This window comes from Limosilactobacillus pontis DSM 8475 (assembly GCF_001435345.1).
GTDB classification, from domain to species: domain Bacteria; phylum Bacillota; class Bacilli; order Lactobacillales; family Lactobacillaceae; genus Limosilactobacillus; species Limosilactobacillus pontis.
In genome coordinates this window covers 60460-81340 of record NZ_AZGO01000037.1, presented here as the reverse complement: position 1 = coordinate 81340, position 20881 = coordinate 60460, and the positions used below count along the sequence as shown (strand labels likewise).

The window sequence follows — 20881 nt, the reverse complement described above, 5'->3', positions numbered from 1 at the left end:
GTCAACCTCCGTTCTAGGCTAGCCGTACAGGGCGCCGAGAAGCTTATTTCCCAGCCCCTTTCGTCGTCCTTAAGCTATCGTGCGGGGTGGCTAAACTATGAACAATTAAAGGGGAGAAGATGTCGCCAGGACGGACGCCTGCTCAAGCTGATGGACAGGCAGGAGAACGTCGAATTGACCAACCATACCATAACGCAATAATCACCTACAATTTGCCTTTTAACCATTGCTTCAGTTATACTTTAAACGCCGCCTTAGCTCAGATAGGTAGAAGCACATCCATGGTAAGGGTGACACGGCAGTTCAATTCTGCCAGGCGGCTTGGCAGTGGGAGAAACGTCGGTACTGGCGCTTCTCCCTTTTTAATAATTCCAATGAAGGGATCTGACAACAATCACAACATTATACGAACACGGTACGTTGGCCGCGTTGATGGCCGGAAACTTTGCCGGCACGATCACCGTGGGCGACCTGCTAAAGCACGGATCAACCGGGATCGGTACCTTTGATGGTCTCGATGGCGAGGTGGTTATCCTGGATAATGAGGTGTATCAGGCAGTCGCCAGCGGCCGGGTAAACCACATCACCGATCTGGACGCGACGATGCCGTTTGCCGCCGTCCATTTTCCAAAAGATCTGCAGCCCCTAACGCTGAAGGATGTTAATTTTACCCGGGTGAACCACGACCTGGTGGCAGCCCGCCAGCTCGACAACGTCTTTGCCTTCCTGCAGCTGCATGGAACCTTCATGCGAGTGCGGATCCGGATTGCCCCCAAGCAGCAGCGACCGTACCCGACCCTGCTGGCAGTCGCCCAGCACCAGCCCGAGTTTAGCGCGATAGACATCACTGGAACCATCCTCGGCTACTACGCCCCGGCGATCTTCGGCACGATTACCGCGGCGGGTTGGCACCTCCACTTCATCAGTGATAACCGCCAGTTTGCTGGCCACCTCCTGGACTTTGCCGCCCCGCAGCTGACGGGGAGCCTGGAGGTGTTCGACAGCCTAGAGCAGCATCTGCCGATCGAAAATCACGCCTTCCGGGAGAGCACGGTCGATATGCGGACCTTGCGCGAGGGAATCGCCAGGTCCGAGGGGAGCGCAGAGTGAAACATTGAATACAAAAAGGAGAAGCGTCGTTGGGCGCTTCTCCTTTTGTATTGACTATGGCCGCTGGCCGAGGCCACCTTCCAGGGTGATCGTCTCCCCGGTCATGTACTTGAAGTCCGGTGAGGCCAACTGGACACAGACCCGACCGATCTCCTTCTCGGCATCGCCAAAGTGGCCCATTGGTGGGACGTGGACGTTGGCCTTGAAGGCGTCCGGGAAGGCTTCCTTGAACTGTTCCAGCTTGGCCGTCCAGGCAAGCGGGCAGACAACGTTGGCGTTGACATTATCCTTGGCCCATTCCGTGGCGGCCACCCGGCTCATCCCCCGAATGCCCTCCTTGGCGGCAGCATATGCGCACTGCCCGTAGTTGCCGAAGAGCCCGGCACCGGATGCGAAGTTGATCACGCTTCCCTGGCTCTTCTTGAGGTGGGGGTAGCAGGCCCGCATGTAGTAGAAGGCGGCGTACAGGCCGGAGTAGATGGCGAGGTCAAACTGGTCGGTGGTGTGATCGGCCAGGGTTACTCCGGAGGCCGAGGCCTGGGCGTTATTGATCAGGACGTCCAGTTGGCCAAATTTCTGGATGGCCTGGTCGACGACGTTTTGCACGACTGCCGCGTTGTTTGCGTGGGCGTTGATGTCGGCAACCATCGGCAGAACCCGGATTCCGTATTCCTTCTCCAGTTCCTCCTGGGCGGCCGTCAGCTTGGCCTCATTGCGGCCGGTGATGACCAGGTTAGCCCCCTCCTTGGCGTAGGCAGTTGCGATCCCGTACCCGATTGAACCACTCTGGCCGTTGCTGAGGACGACCCGACCGGCTCCGGTGGCCAGGGCTACCTTATCTTTTAGAAAACTCATCTGTTCTGCCTCCGTATAAAATTATTTGTACCATTATTTTACCATTGGCAGGCCGATGGAGTGGTTAAACCTTTGTTAACTTTTCCGGTGGCGCCGGACGACCGCCTGCCGGATCTTCGGGTATCTGACCAGCAGGGTGATGCCATAGGCAAAACTGGTGGCGACGGTCAGCACCCAGACGAACCACTCGTTGCTGAAGCTAAAGAAGGCAATCGAGGAGAGGTCCTTCAGGATTTCCTTGATCAACTCCTGAAAGACCGCGTCCCCACTGATGCTGGCCTGGTCGGCGAACTCGATGGCAATGTCGATGACGAAGACGATGATCCAACCGAACAGGTAGGGCCAGTTGCACTTGACCTTGATGATCTGGCGCCCGTAAGGATCCTGTTCGTGGGTGTCGGTGACGGTCACCCGCGAGGCCTGGAAGAGCCCGATTAGGATCCCGACGACCAGGAGAAGGGTGGTCAGCAGTAGCTTATGGTTGAAGTCTTCTTCGGCCAGGGAGCAGATCATCATGACGAGCGCGTAGCCGGGGATAATCACCAGATTCTTCCGGGTGACGGGCTCGTCTTCAAAGGTCCCGCGAACAAACGAATAGATTAATAAGGCAAGTAGGATACTCATCCACATGGCGATTCCCTCCTTAGCTCTTGAATACCATCTGCTGGCGGAGGGCATTGTAGATCGACGGCCGGGCGCCGAGCAACATGCTAACGTAGTAGGCGATGAAGGTCAGCATCATCATTGGGAAGATCTGCTGGATTGACCCCACCATCTCGGTAACCAGCAGAATCGCAGAGAACGGCGCCCCCTCGGCAGCCCCGAAGTAGGCGGCCATGCTGATAGCGATGATGTTTAAATAGCAGCTGGCGGGGATGATGCCGGCGTGGATCATGATGATTCCGGCGATCGCCCCCAGGACGCTGCCAAGGACGAAGATCGGCATGAAGATTCATCCGGGCACCGTCGACCCGTAGGCCAGCATGGTGCCGCAGGACGAAGAAGAAGGTCATCATTTCCATGAGCGGCGCCCAGTCAGTATGCAAGCTCGTGTCGGCCACGTACATGATGAAGTTGTGGTTTCCGCCGAGAATGTGGGGGTTCCAGAGGCCGACGGGATAACCAACAGGAGGGGCAGGATGCTGTGGTAGTAGTTGGGCAGCAGGGGGAACTTCCGGTACCAGTACTTGAGACTAAAAATGAAGTACTGGAAGGGAAAGGCTAAGCCCCCTAGGACGAGACCGAGCACGATCAGCCAGGGGTAGGCCCGCACTGGCAGCTCCAGCTTGATCGGCAGGTAGAGGCAGGGCTTGGTACCGAAGAAAAGGAAGGTGACGGCATCGGCTGCGATTGCCGCGATGAAGGCGGTTACCCAGACCTTGTTCTTGAAGTGGTGGGTAATCTCTTCAAGTAGGAAAACCGTTCCAGCTAATGGAGCACTGAAGGCGGCGGACAGGCCAGCCGCCACGCCGCATTGGAGCAAGAGGTGTTCATCCTCCTTACTCAGCCTGAAGACTTTCTCGGACATCCCCTGGCCAATGCCAGGCGCCAATTTGGATGCAGGGGCCCCTCCCGACCGAGGAAGAGACCCGGACAGATGGTCAGCAGGCCGCTGACGAACTTGCGCCAGAGGACGGTCCACCACTTCATCCTGTGCTGGCCGAGCAAGATTGCTTCGATCTGGGGTACCCCGGAGCCGACCAGGTCGGTGAGGTCGATTTTAATCAGTTGACCGATCAGCCATGAGACAAGGATGGTACCCCAGGACATAGGGAATCAGCCAGACTGGGTGATGGTTGAGAAAGGGATAAACGACGGTCAGTAGGTGGAGGGCCTGGTCGATGATCCAGCGAAAAACGCTGACCACGAGGCCGGTAGCCAGCCCGACCGCGATGCCGGCCCAGATATACTTGAGAAACGGGGCCGAGAATGGCTTGGCAAGGACATCCGTGGCCCGGTGATAGTGCGTATGTGAATTATTCAATGGATTCACCTTTCCTTAGTATAAAGTTGCAATCCCATTATAGTTCACCCGACGCGCCATGGGCGGCTATGTTAAAATGAAAGTTAAATTATTTATAGGAGGTATCTTATGGAGTTTATCGCGACCTTAGCGGGTCTGCTACTGGCAACCCAGGTAGTGGCCCACCTCTGCCGACGGGTAGAGATCCCCGAGGTGATCGGCCAGATCCTGGTGGGGATCATCGTCGGTCCGGCCCTCCTCAACTGGGTGCACCTCGACGGGATGATGAATGAGTTTCAGGAGATTGGGGTCATTATCCTGATGTTTATCGCGGGGCTAGAGAGTGACCTGTCCCTGCTCAAGAAGTATCTGCGCCCGGCCGTGATCGTTGCGGTTATCGGGGTCATTGTACCGGTGCTCGTGATGGGCGGCGCCAGCTACCTGTTTGGCTTTACCAAGATGGAGTCCCTCTTCATCGGGGTGATCTTCTCGGCCACCTCGGTCAGCATCTCGGTGGCGGTCCTGCGGGAGTTCAAACGCCTCGATAGCCGTGAGGGGGCCACGATCCTGGGGGCCGCGGTTGCTGATGATATCATCGGTGTGATCATGCTGAGTATCATGATCAGCATGATCAATGGGAGCCAGGGCGGTCACACCAATATGCCGCTGGGGATGGCCCTCCTCCTCCAGGTCCTCTTCTTTGGTGGGACCTACCTGGTGGTTCGCTGGTTAGCACCGTACCTGATGCACCTCAGCGAACGCCTACTGACCGTGGCCGCGCCCTCGGTGATGGCGATGATCATTTGCTTGGGAATGGCGGCGCTGGCCGATTACGTTGGCCTCAGTGGGGCGGTCGGCTCCTTCTTCGCCGGGATTGCTGTGGCTAATACCCACCGCAAGGAGACGATTGACCGGAGCTTTATTCCGATCGGCTACGCCCTGTTTATCCCGCTTTTCTTCGTCAGCGTTGGCCTCAACATGCGCTTTGATAACCTGCAGCGCTCCTTTGTCTTCGTGATCGTGATGACGATCCTGGCCTGCCTGACCAAGCTGGTCGGCTGCGGGGCGGGGGCCAAGTTGTCCGGCTTCAACCTGCCGAGCTCCTATGTTGTCGGCAGTGGGATGGTGGCCCGGGGTGAGATGGCCCTGATCACCGCCCAGATTGGTTACGAGGCCCACCTGATGTCATCGATGTACTACTCGGACGTGATCACCGTGATCATTCTGGCCACGGTTCTGGCCCCGTTCATGCTCAAACACGCTTTGAAATCTGCCCATGAAGAATAACGAATCAAAGAGACTGCGCAAAAATCGCCAGTCTCTTTTTATGTTATGTGGGTGAGGGCGTCGTCGGCGACGGAACAGTAACGAGATGTTACAATATAATATTGCAAATAAGGAGAAAAGAGGCTAAGCATGGGAGAACGAGAAGAAAGACAACAGGAACAAAGCCGTGTCGACCGGGTAGTTAGAGAGATCAAACGCCAGGTGGCTGAGACGACCACTGCCGTTGAGGCCGCCCACAAGGAAACCCGGGCGGTCGAACGCAACTACAGTGAAAACGCCTCGATTAACCGTTACGAGGTTGATGACATTGCCGAGTCGCGGTCGATGCTGGAGCAACAGCGGCAACTGGTCTCCCGGGCCGCCGAGAGTGAGACGATCCTGAAACACCAGTTGGCAACACTAAAGGGCCTGCAGGGGTCGCCGTACTTCGGCCGGATCGACATTGTAGATCCTGGTGAAAGCGAGCCGGAGTCACTCTACATCGGGACCGCTTCACTGATGAACGACGACAAGACCGACTTCTTGGTCTACGATTGGCGGGCCCCGATCGCGGGGGTCTACTACAACGGGACCCTCGGCAAGGTCAGCTACAAGACGCCAGCCGGCACTCAGCAGACTGAGTTGGTCAAGAAGCGGCAATTTACCATCAAGGACGGCCAAATCACCAACATGTTCGACACCAATGAGACGGTCGGTGATGAGCTCCTCCAGGCGGCCCTGGGTGAACAGAACGACCAGTACATGCATAACATCGTGGCCACGATTCAACAGGAGCAAAACGATATCATCCGCGACACCCACAGTGACCTCCTCCTGGTCCAGGGGGTTGCGGGGTCCGGGAAGACCTCGGCCATCCTACAACGAATCGCCTACCTCCTCTACCACAGCCGGGCCGTCCTAAACGCCGACCAGATCGTTCTTTTTAGTCCCAACAACCTCTTCAGTCATTACATCTCCGAGGTCCTACCCAGCCTGGGTGAGCGCAACATGCGTCAGGTGACCCTGGAGGGCTTCGTGCGTCGGCGCTTCGAGGGCTTGAAGGTCGAAGGTCTATTTGAACGTTACGAGACGCGCCAGGCTCACCCGGATGCCGACCAGACAATCGCCAACTTCATGGAGGGAACGGCCGTGATGGACCAGGTCCGCCAGTACGTGGCCAAGCTGACCGATGCCGACCTCCAGTTTGCAGACTTGCGCTTCAATGGCCGGGCCTTCTTCAGCGCCGACCATATTCGGGAGGTCTACGAGGCCCTGCCGTCTGCCATGCATCTCGCCGACCGGATGGTACAATTGAAAAATAAGCTGATTCGCGAGCTCCAGCACCGGGTACGGACCGAGGCCAAGCAGGATTGGGTGGCTAAGGAGCTCGACGACCTGACCACCCAGCAGCTCCACCGTCTTTACGGCAAGAAGACGGTTGATGACTTTGCCGACGAGGATGCCCAGTACACCTACCTGTCCCGGCGGTGGGCCAAGCGTAGGCTGCGGATCATTGCGGATGCCATCTACAATAACTACTTCCTCGACTTTTACAACCAGTACGAACGTTTTCTCCGTCGGGTGGAGGTGCCGGATTCGATCAGCACCCGGGACTGGACAAACATGATTCTGACCTACCAGGACGAGATCGAGTTTCACCGGCTAGAACTGATGCACGCCGCCCCGCTGATGTACCTGCGTGACCTGATCACCGGCAGCGGGCAGAACCGGTCCTTCCAGTACGTCTTCATCGACGAGATGCAGGACTACTCCCTGGCGATGATGGTTTATCTGCGTCACGCCTTCCCCCAGGCCTGCTTCACCGTCCTTGGTGATAGTGAGCAGGCCCTCTTCAAGCCCCTCCAGCTACCGGAGACGATGCTCAAGGAGCTTAGCAGCGTTCTTGACGCCAAGCACCCGAACCTGATCGCCCTGCGGCGGAGCTACCGGTCAACCAAGGAGATCGCCGACTTCGCCAAGGCCCTCCTGCCCGATGGTGATCAGATCATCTCCTTCACCCGGCACGGCGCCACGCCACATCTGCTGGTTCGCTACTCGGCGGAGAGCACCCGGCAGGCCCTGCTTGATGAGGTGGCCACACTCCGCCAGGACAACGAGACAGTGGCGATCCTGACCAAGAATCGCCAGCAGGCCCAAGAGGTCTACCAGACCCTCCACCGGCAGAAGGTGGCGGATCTTCACCTACTCAGTGAGCGAGACAGTGCTCTGCCGACCGGGATCCTGGTCCTGCCGATTTACCTGGCCAAGGGGCTAGAATTTGATGCTGTCATGGCCTACGATGTCTCGGCTGCCAATCTGGCTAACACCGATGCGGTCGGGATGGTTTACACGATGGCCTCACGGGCGATGCACCAGCTGACCCTGCTGAGCAACGGTCCGGTCAGTCCGGCTTTGAACGCTAAGGCCTGTCAGAAGCTGGTAATTGAGCACGAAATTGTCAAATAAAGTAGCTGAAAGTGCTTTCAACCGTGGATGGGATATGATAATCTAGTGATAGTGATTTGAAAAGGAGAGGTTCGTTATGGTTAAAGACGAATACACATTGGTTTTAGTAAAGCCTGATGGTGTCAAGACCCGGCACATCGGCGAGATTATCACGCGGATTGAACGCAAGGGTTGCAAGATCGAAGCCCTGAAGATGATCCAACCAACCGAAGAACTGCTGCGCCAGCACTACGCTGACAAGGTCGATAAGCCATTCTTCCCCGAACTACTCGAGTACATGACTGAGGGACCGATCGTCGGCATCGTCGTTTCCGGGACCAACGTCATCAAAGCCATCCATAACATGGCCGGGGCTACTAACCCGGTTGAGGCCGAGTGGGGGACCATTCGTGGGGACTACGGTCGTGAGTGGCCAGATGGCAACCTGCGGAATATCGTCCACACGTCCGATGAACCGGCCAGCGCTACCAAGGAGATCAAGATCTGGTTCCCAGAATTTAAGTTTACTCAGCCAGACTGATCCTGGTGATGAGTTGGCGCCGAACCATTTAGAACAATTATTTCCATCAGAGGCGCTTTACAGCGTCTTTTTGTTTATCAAGGGGGACTTAGAAAATGAGTATTCATGTCAACGAAGAACAGCAGCTTTTTCACCTGCAGACGGCCAAGACCAGCTACATCTTTAAGATCTTAGAGAATGGGGCGGCCGGTCAGCTCTACTACGGGCCACGGATTCCGGTCAAAACTGACTATGCCAACCTGGCCAGCCGGGAGGAGCACGACTGCACCAGCACCTTGACCGTTGAGCAGGGGGATTTCCAGCTGGAGTTGATCAAGCAGGAATATGCTGGTCTGGGCAAGGGGGACTACCGCTATCCGGCTTATCAGATCACCTACCTGAACGGCTCACGGACCTCGGAGTTTGTCTACCAGGGCTATGAGATTACGGACGGCAAGCAGCGGCTCGCCGACCTGCCATCCAGCTTCGATGACCAGGGCGATGATGCCCAGACCCTGACCGTCAAGTTCAAGGATGAGCTGGCCAACGTATTGCTCGACCTGCATTACACAATCTTTGAAAAGGAAGATGTGATCGTCCGCAGCGCCACCTATACTAACCATGGTGAGCCGGTCACCCTCAACCGGGCCCTGAGTACTCAGCTGGACCTGCCAGACAGTGACTACGACCTCTTGCAATTCTCCGGGTCCTGGGCACGGGAACGCCACCTCATCCGAACCCACCTGCGTTCCGGTATCCAGAGCATCAGCAGTCTGCGGGATGCCTCCAGCCACCAGCAGAATCCGTTCTTCATCCTGGCCCGGCCCCACACCGACAACAACCAGGGTGCCGCGATCGGCTTTAACTTGATCTACTCGGGTAACTTCCTCGATTCCGTCGAGGTCGACCAGTTTGACACCACCCGGGTTCTGGTGGGGATTAACCCGGACGAGTTTGCCTGGCACCTGGACGACGGTGAAAGTTTCCAGACGCCGGAAGCCGTGATGTCCTACACGACCGCCGGGCTGAACCAGTTGAGTCAACAGATGGGGGCCTTCTACCGGGACCACCTGGTCAACCCCCGCTTTGCCCATGAGGATCGGCCAATTCTGATCAATAACTGGGAGGCCACCTTCATGGACTTTACTGAGCAGAAGCTAATGCCAATCGTCGACAAGGCCCACGAGCTTGGCATTGAGATGTTCGTCCTCGATGATGGTTGGTTTGGCCACCGGGACGACGATAAGTCCAGCCTCGGGGACTGGTTCGTCGACGAGAAGAAGTTCGCTGACGGGATTGACGGCTTCGCGGATGCAGTCCATGCCAAGGGAATGAAGTTCGGCCTCTGGTTTGAACCCGAGATGATCTCGATTGACAGCCAGTTGTACGAGGATCACCCGGACTGGATGATCGCTACGCCGGGACGGCAGAGCACCCCGGCCCGGAACCAGTTTGTCCTCGACATGAGTCGGCCCGAGGTGGTTGACTACCTGTTCGACCACATCAGTGCCATCATCAAGAAGACCAAGCTAGACTACATCAAGTGGGACATGAACCGGAACATCACCGAGATGTACGGCGACCGGCTGCCAGCTGACCGCCAGCTGGAGTTTGCCCACCGCTACATCCTCGGCGTTTACCAGCTATATGCCCGGCTGATTAAGGCCTTCCCGGACGTCCTGTTTGAATCCTGTGCCTCCGGTGGTGGCCGTTTTGACCTCGGGATGATGTACTACGCTCCCCAGGCCTGGTGCAGTGATGACACCGACGCCATTGAGCGGATCAAGATCCAGGACGGGACCTCGTACGGCTACACCCAGTCGATGTGGGGTGCTCACGTCTCGGCCGTGCCGAACGACCAGGTTGGCCGGCTGACCTCACTTGATACCCGGGCCACGGTGGCCTACTTTGGTGACTTCGGCTATGAGCTGGACATCACCAAGCTGCCGGAAGACCAACTGGCAACGATCAAGAAGCAGGTGGCCTTCTACAAACAGTACCGGCACCTCTTCCAGTTCGGTAAGTTCTACCGGCTGGAAAACCCGGACACCAACAACGCCAACGTTTACGGCTGGCAAGTGGTCAACGATGACCAGAGCGAGGCGATCGCCGCCCGCTTCCAGATCTTAAACGGTGCCAATCCGGCCTACATCCGGGTCTACTTCGCTGGTCTCGACCCCGAAAAGACTTACACGGTTAACGGTGGTCAGGAGAAGTTCTCCGGTGCCGAGTTGATGCACGCTGGTTACTTTGTGCCGCGGATCATGGACCGGACCAAGCCGGAGAAGGATCCATCCGACTCCAGCAGCCGTCTGTTCGTGGTCAAGGAAGCCTAATTGAATAGTAAAAGGCCCAAGCTGGTTTTGCGCCAGATTGGGCCTTTCTTATCCATTATGCAAATCGCTTGAATACGTTTTTGAGTGGGCTTATGAAAGTCTGCTCAGGGACCAGGGCGAGGCCGACCTCATTTTGCCACAATCAAAGGAGGTGACAACCACCAAGCGTTAACCCTGAATGTTCGCCTTGGTTGCCTACTTGTAGCGGCGAACGATGTCGTCGCGGATAATCCGGCTACCATACTGAGAACGAAGGTTAGCGAGGCGGCGCCGGGAGAAGGCATGACAGAGGACGGGGATATCCCACTCCTTTTGCAGGCTCATCAGGACCTGCAGGTAGTCGTCGTCATCGTACCGGTCGAAGGAGAGGTGACCAACGATTGCGGTGGTGATCCCGGTGCCGACCCGCTTCTGGGCCTCGATAGTGATCACGTAGTTGCGGCTGGGGGTGACGATTGATGTCCAGAGGTTGAGCCGACCGGATGAGTGTTGTTGGAAGTCGGCGATGACCTGGTTACCCTGCTTGATCGCTGCCCTAATCTCGTTGTCAGTTGCCATGGGAATCCTCCTCCCGGGAGACGTCACGGATATTGCGGAGGGGAATGCGGGGCCCTTCCGTAAAGTAAGCCACCTGCTGAGCCCAGTCGACCCGGGATAAGGCACCCCGGTAGTGATCATAGTAGCCGCTCTCCCCGTTAAAGTAGGTGAGACTCAGCGTTACGGCCTCGTCCACCGGTAGCTCACGGAAGAAGTCAAAGACCGCCTGGACCTCTTCCCCGGTTGGGTAACGCTTGTTAGCGTAACGCTGGGCCGTCTGATCGAGCAACTCCCGGTAGCCGGTGAGGGCCGCAAAGGGGGCAAACTGACCGGCCCGGTCCTGCTTGGTCATCGCTATGTGGGCCCGGGAAACGTGGCGAGGTACATTCATGATGTCATTGTAACGGCTGGTGTCATTGAACTGGGCCTGTTCGGCTGCCCACTGTTGCCTGTCTGTCATGCCTGATGCCCTCCAATCTCCTTGTTGCGTTTCTTGGCCACGGCCCCGTCCTTGAGGTCCGCAGCCCGGATGATGGCGTTCTTACCAAAGCCCTGCTGCATCTTCAGAATCAGTTTCTGCAGCTTATAGTCCTGGTCACGCTGGGCTTGTTGTTTTTCGGCCGCCTGAACCGCCTGCTCGGGGTCGGCAAAAAGATCAAGCTGCTCGGTATAGGTCCGCTCCTGGGCCTGCTGGCGGTTGACTAGGTGGTTGGCGGTGACGGTGACCCGGCGGATGGTGAGCTGGTGGTGGAAAGATTGGTCGTAGGCGGCAAGGAAGTGGTCGACCAGCTCGCTGGGCGCGGCGGTTGGGACCTTGAAGCTGATTTTGGCGTGGTCGGGGTGGGGGACGTCCCGGCCGTAGAAGTCCTTACTGACGGCGCCGTGGTAATCATGTCCGTCCTGCAGGTTCTGGGCGTCGTAGTTGGCGGTTAGGGAAAACTCGTCAGCCACCAGGTCCCGCTTGACCATCTGCAGGCAGAGCATATTGGCCATCTCCCGGACAACGATTCGTCCCTCTGCGAAGGTGTAGGGGCGGGGGAGGACGATGCTGGAATAGAGGCCGTGGTTGGTGGAGTGGTAGTGCTTGATATCGTCGATGGTTGCTGACTCGTGCCCCCAGGCGTGGTCGATCAGCAGCTCGGCGTTCTTGCCAAACTCCCGGTAAAGGGTCTCCTCGTTCTGCGGTTCGGAGAGGGTACCCAAGGAGCAGCGGGCAATGTCACCCATCGTGTGCAGACCGAGCTTGGCTAGGCGCTTGGCATAGCCGCGGCCGACCCGCCAGAAGTCGGTGATCGGCTGGTGGGCCCAGAGGTAGTGGCGGTATTTCTGCTCGTCCATCTCAGCGATCCGGACCCCGTCGCGGTCGGCCGGAATCCGTTTGGCGACGATATCCATGGCCATCTTGGCCAGGTAGAGGTTGTCACCAATTCCCGCGGTTGCCGTGATCCTGGTCTCGGCCTGAATTACCTGGATGATCTCTTTGGCGAGGTCGTGTGCGGTCGTGTGGTGGCTGGCCAGGTAGTCGGTGACGTCCATCATGACCTCATCAATCGAGTAGGGATGGATCTTGGCCGGTGGCAGGTAACGGAGGTAGATCTCGTAGACCTTGGCACTGCGTTGGAGGTAGAAGGCCATTCGGGGTGGGACGACCTTGTACTCGATCTTGAGGCTGGGGGAACGGAGGAGTTCGTCGCGGTAAATTGATCCCCAGGGGGCCAGGCGGTGGTCGCTAGCTTCCTGAGCCCGTTGACGGTTGAGTGCGGCCACCCGTTGTTCGACCTCAAATAATCGCGGCCGGCCGGGTAGACCGAACTTCTTAAGGGCCGGAGAAACGGCCAGGCAGATTGTCTTGCTGGTCCGGCTGGCATCTGCCACTACCAGGTTGGTGTTGAGCGGGTCATAGCCCAGGTCAGCACACTCCGCGGAGGCGTAGAATGATTTAAGATCAATTGCCAGGTAGGTTGCCATTGTCAGTCGTCCTTTCCGTGAAACGCTGTTTTCATTATACCGGACGAACCGTCGTCGAACAAGTGTTTGTGATCCTGGCTTGCCTTTTATGGAGAAAGTCGCTAGAATATAGACATTAAGTAGCACGAGTTTCAGCGAGGGACGGCAGGTGAAAAGGTCCCCAGGGTGCGAACTGGATTTCAACGAGAATCAAATTCAAGTGGCAATTTATTTGCAATTTAGGTGGCACCGCGCGCAAGCGTCCTATTAGTCAATGGCTAATGGGGCGCTTTTAATTCAAGGAGGAAATAACGATGACGGAAAAGAAACACGTAATTTTGACTGGTGACCGGCCAACAGGGAAGCTCCACATCGGACATTACGTTGGCTCCCTCAAGAACCGGGTGGCCCTACAAAATACCGGCAAGTACGATACCTACATCATGATCGCCGACCAGCAGGCCCTGACCGATAACGCCCGCGACCCGGAGAAGATCCGGCACAGTCTCCACCAGGTGGCCCTGGATTACCTAGCCGTCGGGATCGACCCGAAGAAGTCAACGATCCTGGTCCAGTCCCAGATTCCGGCCCTGAGCGAACTGACGATGCACTACCTGAACCTGGTCACGGTTTCTCGCCTGAAGCGGAACCCGACCGTTAAGACCGAGATCAAGCAGAAGAAGTTCGGTGAGAGCGTTCCGGCCGGTTTCTTCATCTACCCGGTCAGCCAGGCGGCCGATATCACCGCCTTCAAGGCCGATACGGTGCCGGTTGGTGATGACCAGGAGCCGATGCTGGAACAGACCCGGGAGATCGTTCGGACCTTCAACCGGATCTACCAGCAAGACATTCTGGTAGAACCAGAGGGTGTCTTCCCGCCAAAGGGTGAGGGCCGGATTCCAGGCCTCGACGGCAACGCCAAGATGAGTAAGTCCCTGGGCAACTGCATCTACCTGTCTGACGATGCTGACACTATTCAAAAGAAGGTCATGTCCATGTACACCGACCCAACCCACATCAAGGTCAGTGATCCTGGCCACGTTGAGGGTAACACGGTCTTCACCTACCTGGACATCTTTGACCCGGACAAGGACCACGTGGCCGAGCTGAAGGAGCAGTATCAAGCTGGGGGCCTCGGTGACGTTAAGATCAAGCGCTACTTAAACGATGTTCTCCAGGCCGTCCTGGAGCCGATCCGCAAGCGGCGTGAGGAATACGCGGCTAACTTGGACTACGTCGATCAGGTCCTGACGGCGGGCTCCGCCAAGGCCAACCGGGTGGCTAACCAAACCCTAAAGGAGGTCCGGGACGCCATCGGGATCAACTATTTTGACTAATTAAAATGATTATGGGCTGTTCCGGTATTTATTTGCCGGGACAGCCCTTTAATGTAAAGAAAATTTCTTACCGCGGGCCACTTATTAGTGTTTCACGGCGCGGAACATGGTAACATAAAGAGGATGTTTTCTAAGAAAAAATAAAATGAAAAGCGGAGGTGAAAATAGTGGAAAACCTCGCGATTGTTGACCTCGGCTCTAACTCGGCCCGGATGGCGATCACCGAAATCGCCCCGGATGGCCGTTTTCGCGAAATCAAGCGGGTCAAGGAGAATACCCGCCTGTCCGAGGGGATGGGCCGCGAAAAGATGCTACAAGAGGACGCCATGAACCGGACCATTGCCGCCCTAAAGCGCTTCAAGCAGATCTACGAGTTCATGCCCCATATTCAGGTAAGGGCGATTACGACGGCGGCGGTACGTCAGGCCCAGAACCGGCAGGAATTTCTCAACCGGGTCCAAAAGGAAGTGGGAATCCGTCTTCAGGTCCTTTCGGGCAAGAAGGAAGCCTATTATGACTACTTAGGCGTGATTCGGACGATGAAGTTGAACCACTGTTTGATTCTGGATGTCGGTGGTGCAAGTTGTGAACTGGTCCTGGTCCAGCAGCGGCGGGCGCGGGACCTAATTTCGATCCCGGTCGGCGCTGTCACGTTGTCGGAGCAGTTCCACCTCAACGGCTACGTCCGTTCAGCTGACCTGTTCCGGGCTCAGGTAGCGATGAACGAACGTCTAACTAAGATTCCCTGGCTACGGTATGCAACCCGGGTGCCAATTGTCCTCCTGGGCGGGGCCAACCGGACCCTGGCCCGGATGACCTGGTCCTACCACCATCGTCACCGGTGCCAGCGATCGATCCACGGTTACCAGCTCTCCTCCCGGGTGGTCTTTGCCACCTACCGGGAGCTGTTGAACCGCAACCTGGCTCAGCGCAAGCGGATGCCCGGCTTGGAGCCGGAGCGGGCGGACATCATTGTCGGGGGAATGCTCCCCCTGGTCAGCCTGCTCCAACGCAACAGTGACGGTCGGGTGATCTTCTCAGAGAGTGGGGTCCGGGAAGGAATCATCACGGAATACGTCAACCAAAGGAAGCGAGACCACAATGAGTAATTGGCAACACGGCTTTTACAAGGTCGATCCCCAGATGCGGCGCCAGCGGCTGGCCCAGGGATTACACCTGCCCCAGTCGGTGACCGCCCTGTTAGCTGATCACGCGAGTGCCCTGGGTAACGAGCTGGTAGAAAACTACCTGACCGACTATGGCCTGCCGGAGGGGGTCGGGCTCAATCTGACCGTCAACGGCCATGAGTATGTCGTCCCGATGGTGGTCGAGGAACCATCCGTCATCGCCGCCGCCAGCAATGGCGCTAAACGGGTACAGGCCTCTGGCGGCTTCACGGCGCCCCATCAGCACCGGGAGCTGGTCGGCCAGGTGGTCCTGACCGACGTCGCTGATGTGTCCGAGACGGTAGCCAAGCTGACGGCCCAGCGTGACCACCTGCTGGCTTTCGCCAACGCGGCTCACCCGTCGATGCAGCGGCGGGGCGGTGGTGCCCAGTCGCTGACGGTCCGGACCCCCGGCGACTTTGTCAGTGTCGACCTGGGAATCAATGTCTGTCAGGCAATGGGGGCCAACAGTGTCAATACGATGGCCGAGGCGGTCGGCCGTGAACTGAGTGCCCAGGGCTACCACGTTCTGGTGGCGATTCTCAGCAACCTGGCGACCAATAGTCTACAGACGGTTAGCTGTGACGTCGATTTCAACCAGCTGGCCACCAAGCAGCTACCCGGGGATCGGGTGGCCGAACGGATTGCCAAACTCAGTGACCTTGCCCAGGTTGATCCCTACCGTGCCGCCACCCATAACAAGGGGATCATGAACGGAATTGATGCCGTCATGATCGCCAGCGGTAATGATTGGCGGGCCATCGAGAGCGGCGCCCATGCCTACGCCACCCGCGACGGCCACTACCGGGGATTGAGCACCTGGACCGTCCGTGATGGGCACCTCCACGGTGAGTTGACCCTACCGCTACCGGTCGGAGTGGTCGGTGGCTCGATCGGGTTAAACCCGTTGACCAAGGCTAATTACCAGATCAGCAAGATCCAAACGGCCGAAGAGTTGGCAGCCGTGACTGCTAGCATCGGCCTAGCCCAAAACCTGGCCGCGCTACGGGCCCTGGCGACGACCGGGATCCAGGCGGGCCACATGAAGCTCCAGTACCGGTCACTGGCGGTCAGCGTTGGTGCTACCCCAGCGGAGGTCCCGCTGGTCGTGGCCCAGCTGGCCCAACAGAGCCACGTTGACCAGGAAACGGCCCGTCAGGTACTAGCCAAGATTAGAAAGGATAAATAATGAGCGAAGAAGAAATCAAGTTAAACGCGACCAACCAAGCCCTGCTGGATGAGGTCAACGCCCTCTATCCGGAAGGGACGGTCTTTGTACAGTTCCACGGTAAGAAGTCCGGTTACGTCCGGCACGACCAGGCGACCCAGAAGACGTTGCCCGGCGGCCTCTTCATCATTGTGACCGACCTGACGGCGCCGAACTACACCGCCTCCCATGAACTGCTCCACCTATTAATGCTGCTCAAGGGCTTCCCCCAGATCTTCTTCCAGCTGTCGCTTGGTGACAAGGAACTCGATGAGCAGATGATGATCATGTCTACGGACCTCTACAACGTGGCTATTCACCGGGTCGTGGTCGCCGAACAGCGCAAGCACGGCCTGATCGATGACCAGATCGAAGAGGAATACTGGAGGGGTGTTGAGCACACCCTGACCAAGGAGGGGGCGAAGGATGATGACGAACGGACCCTGCGCCTGCTGACGGGCCTTGACGCCCTGGTCTTCTATGGTGATCACTTCGCTAAGTTTGCCGACCGTTTTGAGGAAAACTACCCGGTAGCCCTGGAGGCGGCCCAGAAGATCTACAAGCAGATTACGGCTAAGCCGATCAAGTCGCCATTTGACATGCGGCGGACGATCATCAAGATCTATTCACTATTCGACGCCCAGATGCAGGAATGGGGACTGCCGGCCCTGCACAACAACGAGTACACGACCGTCTCCCCAGTGCTGAGTGAACGCCAGCTCCGCCTCGAGATGCGGCAGGTCTTCGAGATCTTCCACTCCGACATGAAGGAGCGGGGGACGACCAAGCGGGCCTACGTCGGTTTACGGCGCAGCGACCGCCAGAACTCCTTTACCCTGGCAACCCCGGCTGGCAACAGCCCTGAGTACTTCAAGCGGGTCTATGACATGCCGGTCAAGAAGTTCCTGGAAGAACACAGCGTGCCATATATTGTAAGGAAGTGAGCTCATGGACGCGCAAATTCAGCAAATGTTTGATGATGCCAAGCGGATCGTCTTCCTGACGGGGGCCGGGGTATCGACCGCTTCGGGGATTCCCGACTTCCGTTCGGCTAACGGGCTCTATACCCAGGACAAGAACGCCGAGTACTACCTGAGTCACCGCTACTTCAGCAGCGACCCGGAAGGTTTCTATGAATTCTGCAAGAAGAACCTCTACTTCCCGGATGCCAAGCCGAACGTGATTCACCAAAAGCAGGCGGCCCTGACTAACCAGGACCGGGCGACGGTGATCACCCAGAACATCGATAACCTCTATGAGGAGGCGGGGGCGACTCACCTGATCGACTTCCACGGCAACCTTTACCACGTCTACTGCGAGCAGTGCGGTGAGACGGTGCCGGTGGCCGATTACCTGAAGAGCCGGCTCCACGAAAAGGACGGCGGCCCCCTGCGGCCCGACATCGTCCTCTACGATGAGGGAATCAAGCAGGATGACATCATGAACTCGGTCCGGGCGCTGCAGGCGGCCGACCTGGTGGTCATCGTCGGCACCTCGATGAAGGTCTACCCCTTTGCCGGCCTGCTCGAATACCGGAACCGGGATGCCCAGGTCCTGGCGATCAACCAGCAGGAGCTGCACCTGCCGTGCGATTTCACGATGGTCCAGACTGACGCGACGAAGTTCTTTGACGAGCTGCGGGTTTAAAATGATAAAAATCGGGACATGAATCTGTTGAAGGCTCATGTCCCGATTTTTCATATCTGCTGGGATGCTTTATTAACTTTGGCGTTTGGACGTTTAGTGATTTTTAGTTATGGGCGTTAAATTCCTTCTGGGCACCCGGCAGCTTGAAGGTGTTTTCGTAGAGGTACTTCTTGGTCAGTTTCTTCAGGTAACCATCGTCGTGGAGCTTCTTGAGTTCCTTGTTCATGGCCGCCGTTAGCTTCTTGTTGGCCGGACTCTTGTGAAGGAGGAAGTAGGAGCTCTCTAGGCCGATCGACTTGGAGGCGGTCAGGTTCTTGCCAGCCGCGGTCGTCTGGACGGACTTGTAGGCGGCGTACGGGTAGACGGCGACATCGTACTTCCCGGATGCGACCTGCTTGAGGGCATCCCCGGTCGTCTGGTCACCGATCCCCTTGAGGTTGAGCTTGTTGTTGGGGTGTTGCTGGTTGTAATTCTCAAGCAGGCTATAGCGGGCGTCACTGGTTGAAACGGGAACCACGGTCAGCTTCTTCTTGGCCACCTCGGCCAGAGAGTTGGCATGCTTGCCGTTTTTGCGCTCGACCAGGCGGAGGTCATCGAGGCCGTTTGCCCGGGTGTGGTAGTAGTTGTTGAACCGTTGCTTGTTGTACCAGAAGTTGGACATGGCGACGTCGTACTTCCCGGATTGGAGGCCGGCGAAGACCGCGTTCTGGGAGGTAAAGGTCGTCTTAAACTTGTATTGCGGTAGGTCGCGGTCAATCTTCTTGATCAACGCGCCGTAGTAACCGCCGGCCCCGTGGTCGGTGTTGATGATATAGGGGAAATTGCCGTTCGGGGCAGCGACGGTGACGGTGGTGGCAGCAGATGCGGACCCGGCGGCAGTGAAGAGACCGAGGATGGTCAGACCAGCCAGGGCGGCCCGGCTAATAAAATGGGATAATTGCATGATTAAAGACTCCTTTACTTGTTGAATTCTGCGTTATAGGCTTTCTTGGCATTTGGGAAGGCGAAGGTGTTCTCGTGGATGTACTTCTTGGTCAGGTGCTCGAGGTAGCCGTCACGGTAGAGGTGGTCAATCTCCTTGTTCAGGGCTGCGGTCAGCTTCTTATTCTGTGGACTCTTGTGGACCAGGAGGTAGGCACTCTTGAGGTAAATTGACTTAGAAACCGCCAACTTCTTGCCGTCCTTGGTGTTTTGGACCTCACGGAAGGCAGCGTAGGGGTACATGGTGACGTCGTACTTGCCCGAGGCGACTTGGCCGAGGGCGTCGGCCGTTGACTGGTCACCGAACGGCTTTAGGTCAACCTTGGGACTGTGGGTATCATTGTAGGTCTTGACGACGGAGTAGAGAGCGTCGTCGGTGGCCAGTGGTACCATCGAGAGCTTGTGTTCGGCGACCGGCTTCAGTGAGGTGGCGTTCTTCAAGTACTTGGCCTGGGGACTGTTCTTCCGGTAGATGATCCGGACGTCATCCAGACTGGTGGCCCGGGTGTGATAGTAGTTCTTAAACCGGGATGCGTTGTACCAGGAGTTGTTCAGGGCAACGTCATACTTGCCCGACTGGAGACCGGAGAAGACGGCGTTCTGGGAGGTAAAGGTCGTCTTGAACTTATATTGAGGCAGGTCGTGGTCAATCCGCTTGATCAGTTCTCCGTAGTAACCTTCGGGGCCGTGGTCGGTATTGACGATGAACTCGGGGTTGCCATTGGGGGCGGCGACGTTGACGGTGGTTTCCTTGGCGGCGTGTGCTGTGACTGGGGCTAAGAGGGTCCCGGCAGCCAGGCCGAGGACGGACAGAGTCGTGATGAGTTTACTTATCTTCATAATCAATTCTTCTTTCTTTAGTTCGGGACGTAACGACGACGGAGCTGGCTCTCAATCAGCTGGAAGATCTTGGCGAAGATCCAGCAGATGACGATGTAGATGACCAGGGCGTCGGTGTAGGTCTCCAGGTACTTGAAACCGATCGAAGAGACGATGTTGGCCTGGCCCATGATCTCTACCAGGCCGATGTTGTAGATCAGGGCGGTATCCTTAATCAGGTCGAGGAAGATGTTGGTGAAGTTGGGGATCAGGTTGGTGATCAGCTGCGGGACCACGATCTGGGTCATGGTCTTAAAGGGGGGCATGCCGACCGCGATCCCAGCCTCGTATTGGCGGGGGTCCACCGAATGGTAGGCTGATCGGATGCTCTCCGAGAGGTTAGCCATTGCGTTCAGTCCGTAGGCGGAAAAGGCGATAACGATGGCGGGGAGACCATCTGGGTTAGTGTTCCAGCCCCAGCTGCGCATCAGGACCAGGAGTTGGGGCAGCCCGTAGTAAACCACGTAGAGTTGGACCAGGATCGGGGTTCCCCGGATAAACGAGACCAGGACGGCTAGAACCTGGGCGAGGACCGGAATCTTCTTCTCCCGGGCGATGGCGACGAGAATTGCCAGGATCAACCCGACCAGGGTGGCCACCACCGCAACCAGGAGGGTAAGCGGGGCGGCTGCCAGGATCTGGCCGAACGACGCGCGGGCAAAGTTTAAATCGAACAAGTTGCGTT

Annotated in this window: 21 protein-coding genes, 1 tRNA gene and 1 pseudogene; 12 read left to right on the top strand and 11 right to left on the bottom strand. The window is 57.2% G+C overall.

Annotated elements, in window-relative coordinates:
• The 3 genes from FD34_RS08745 to budA form a co-directional block, all read left to right on the top strand.
• On the top strand, window positions 1-201 hold a 201-nt coding region (locus FD34_RS08745; protein WP_235805969.1), incomplete at its 5' end, for a hypothetical protein.
• 47 nt (window positions 202-248) lie between these two features.
• Window positions 249-322 (top strand) — tRNA-Thr (locus FD34_RS02580).
• Window positions 323-393: 71 nt separating this feature from the next.
• A complete protein-coding gene (gene budA / locus FD34_RS02575) occupies window positions 394-1110 on the top strand; it encodes an acetolactate decarboxylase (protein WP_057806524.1) in 717 nt (238 codons plus the stop codon).
• 54 nt (window positions 1111-1164) lie between these two features.
• Here the strand turns inward: budA and FD34_RS02570 are convergent, their stop codons facing one another.
• From FD34_RS02570 to FD34_RS08740, 5 genes and pseudogenes are all read right to left on the bottom strand, one after another.
• On the bottom strand, window positions 1165-1965 hold the full coding sequence (locus FD34_RS02570) for an SDR family NAD(P)-dependent oxidoreductase (protein WP_057806522.1): 801 nt from the start codon (window positions 1963-1965) through the stop codon (window positions 1165-1167).
• Between the two features lie 75 nt (window positions 1966-2040).
• Complete coding sequence (locus tag FD34_RS02565; RefSeq protein ID WP_235805968.1) at window positions 2041-2595, bottom strand: hydrophobic protein; 555 nt, start codon at window positions 2593-2595, stop codon at window positions 2041-2043.
• Between the two features lie 13 nt (window positions 2596-2608).
• A pseudogene (locus tag FD34_RS02560) lies at window positions 2609-3493 on the bottom strand (chloride channel protein).
• Window positions 3469-3735 (bottom strand): chloride channel protein, encoded by a 267-nt coding sequence (locus tag FD34_RS08865; protein WP_240088101.1) that lies wholly within the window; start codon window positions 3733-3735, stop codon window positions 3469-3471. The pseudogene FD34_RS02560 and the gene FD34_RS08865 overlap by 25 nt, the downstream one beginning before the upstream one ends.
• Window positions 3686-3949 carry a hypothetical protein gene (locus tag FD34_RS08740; RefSeq protein ID WP_235805967.1) on the bottom strand — a complete coding sequence of 88 codons (264 nt, stop codon included), beginning with the start codon at window positions 3947-3949 and terminating at the stop codon, window positions 3686-3688. The genes FD34_RS08865 and FD34_RS08740 overlap by 50 nt, the downstream gene beginning before the upstream one ends.
• Window positions 3950-4057: 108 nt before the next feature.
• On the opposite strand from FD34_RS08740, the gene FD34_RS02555 reads away from it, so the two are divergent.
• The 4 genes from FD34_RS02555 to FD34_RS02540 all read left to right on the top strand — a co-directional run bounded on the left by FD34_RS02555 (window position 4058) and on the right by FD34_RS02540 (window position 10495).
• The gene (locus tag FD34_RS02555; RefSeq protein WP_057806520.1) at window positions 4058-5215 is read left to right on the top strand and encodes a cation:proton antiporter; all 1158 of its coding nucleotides are present in this window, start codon (window positions 4058-4060) and stop codon (window positions 5213-5215) included.
• Between the two features lie 129 nt (window positions 5216-5344).
• On the top strand, window positions 5345-7660 hold the full coding sequence (helD, locus tag FD34_RS02550) for an RNA polymerase recycling motor HelD (protein WP_057806518.1): 2316 nt from the start codon (window positions 5345-5347) through the stop codon (window positions 7658-7660).
• A gap of 76 nt (window positions 7661-7736) precedes the next feature.
• Window positions 7737-8180 carry a nucleoside-diphosphate kinase gene (gene ndk / locus FD34_RS02545; protein ID WP_057806516.1) on the top strand — a complete coding sequence of 148 codons (444 nt, stop codon included), beginning with the start codon at window positions 7737-7739 and terminating at the stop codon, window positions 8178-8180.
• A gap of 95 nt (window positions 8181-8275) precedes the next feature.
• Window positions 8276-10495 (top strand): alpha-galactosidase, encoded by a 2220-nt coding sequence (locus FD34_RS02540; RefSeq protein WP_057806513.1) that lies wholly within the window; start codon window positions 8276-8278, stop codon window positions 10493-10495.
• Between the two features lie 195 nt (window positions 10496-10690).
• Here the strand turns inward: FD34_RS02540 and FD34_RS02535 are convergent, their stop codons facing one another.
• From FD34_RS02535 to FD34_RS02525, 3 genes are read right to left on the bottom strand one after another with little or no spacing between them, the layout of a single operon-like run.
• Window positions 10691-11053 carry a hypothetical protein gene (locus FD34_RS02535; RefSeq protein WP_057806512.1) on the bottom strand — a complete coding sequence of 121 codons (363 nt, stop codon included), beginning with the start codon at window positions 11051-11053 and terminating at the stop codon, window positions 10691-10693.
• Window positions 11043-11492 carry a hypothetical protein gene (locus tag FD34_RS02530; protein ID WP_057806510.1) on the bottom strand — a complete coding sequence of 150 codons (450 nt, stop codon included), beginning with the start codon at window positions 11490-11492 and terminating at the stop codon, window positions 11043-11045. The genes FD34_RS02535 and FD34_RS02530 overlap by 11 nt, the downstream gene beginning before the upstream one ends.
• Window positions 11489-13006 (bottom strand): Y-family DNA polymerase, encoded by a 1518-nt coding sequence (locus FD34_RS02525; RefSeq protein ID WP_476737613.1) that lies wholly within the window; start codon window positions 13004-13006, stop codon window positions 11489-11491. Before FD34_RS02525 ends, FD34_RS02530 begins: the two co-directional genes overlap by 4 nt.
• 287 nt (window positions 13007-13293) lie before the next feature.
• Between FD34_RS02525 and trpS the strand changes: the two genes are divergently transcribed.
• The 5 genes from trpS to FD34_RS02500 all read left to right on the top strand — a co-directional run bounded on the left by trpS (window position 13294) and on the right by FD34_RS02500 (window position 18336).
• A complete protein-coding gene (gene trpS / locus FD34_RS02520; protein WP_057806506.1) occupies window positions 13294-14316 on the top strand; it encodes a tryptophan--tRNA ligase in 1023 nt (340 codons plus the stop codon).
• 167 nt (window positions 14317-14483) lie between these two features.
• On the top strand, window positions 14484-15425 hold the full coding sequence (locus FD34_RS02515; RefSeq protein WP_057806504.1) for a Ppx/GppA family phosphatase: 942 nt from the start codon (window positions 14484-14486) through the stop codon (window positions 15423-15425).
• Window positions 15418-16671 carry a hydroxymethylglutaryl-CoA reductase, degradative gene (locus FD34_RS02510; RefSeq protein ID WP_057806502.1) on the top strand — a complete coding sequence of 418 codons (1254 nt, stop codon included), beginning with the start codon at window positions 15418-15420 and terminating at the stop codon, window positions 16669-16671. The genes FD34_RS02515 and FD34_RS02510 overlap by 8 nt, the downstream gene beginning before the upstream one ends.
• Window positions 16671-17633 carry a hypothetical protein gene (locus tag FD34_RS02505; RefSeq protein ID WP_057806500.1) on the top strand — a complete coding sequence of 321 codons (963 nt, stop codon included), beginning with the start codon at window positions 16671-16673 and terminating at the stop codon, window positions 17631-17633. The genes FD34_RS02510 and FD34_RS02505 overlap by 1 nt, the downstream gene beginning before the upstream one ends.
• A 4-nt stretch (window positions 17634-17637) precedes the next feature.
• Window positions 17638-18336 (top strand): NAD-dependent protein deacylase, encoded by a 699-nt coding sequence (locus tag FD34_RS02500; RefSeq protein ID WP_057806498.1) that lies wholly within the window; start codon window positions 17638-17640, stop codon window positions 18334-18336.
• A 103-nt stretch (window positions 18337-18439) separates the two neighbouring features.
• Here FD34_RS02500 and FD34_RS02495 read toward each other — a convergent pair whose 3' ends face one another.
• From FD34_RS02495 to FD34_RS02485, 3 genes are read right to left on the bottom strand one after another with little or no spacing between them, the layout of a single operon-like run.
• A complete protein-coding gene (locus FD34_RS02495) occupies window positions 18440-19279 on the bottom strand; it encodes a transporter substrate-binding domain-containing protein (RefSeq protein ID WP_057806496.1) in 840 nt (279 codons plus the stop codon).
• 14 nt (window positions 19280-19293) lie between these two features.
• Window positions 19294-20157: a transporter substrate-binding domain-containing protein gene (locus FD34_RS02490; protein WP_057806494.1), complete on the bottom strand. Its 864-nt coding sequence runs from the start codon at window positions 20155-20157 to the stop codon at window positions 19294-19296.
• A gap of 17 nt (window positions 20158-20174) precedes the next feature.
• Complete coding sequence (locus FD34_RS02485; RefSeq protein ID WP_057806492.1) at window positions 20175-20873, bottom strand: amino acid ABC transporter permease; 699 nt, start codon at window positions 20871-20873, stop codon at window positions 20175-20177.
• Between the last annotated feature and the right edge of the window lie 8 nt (window positions 20874-20881).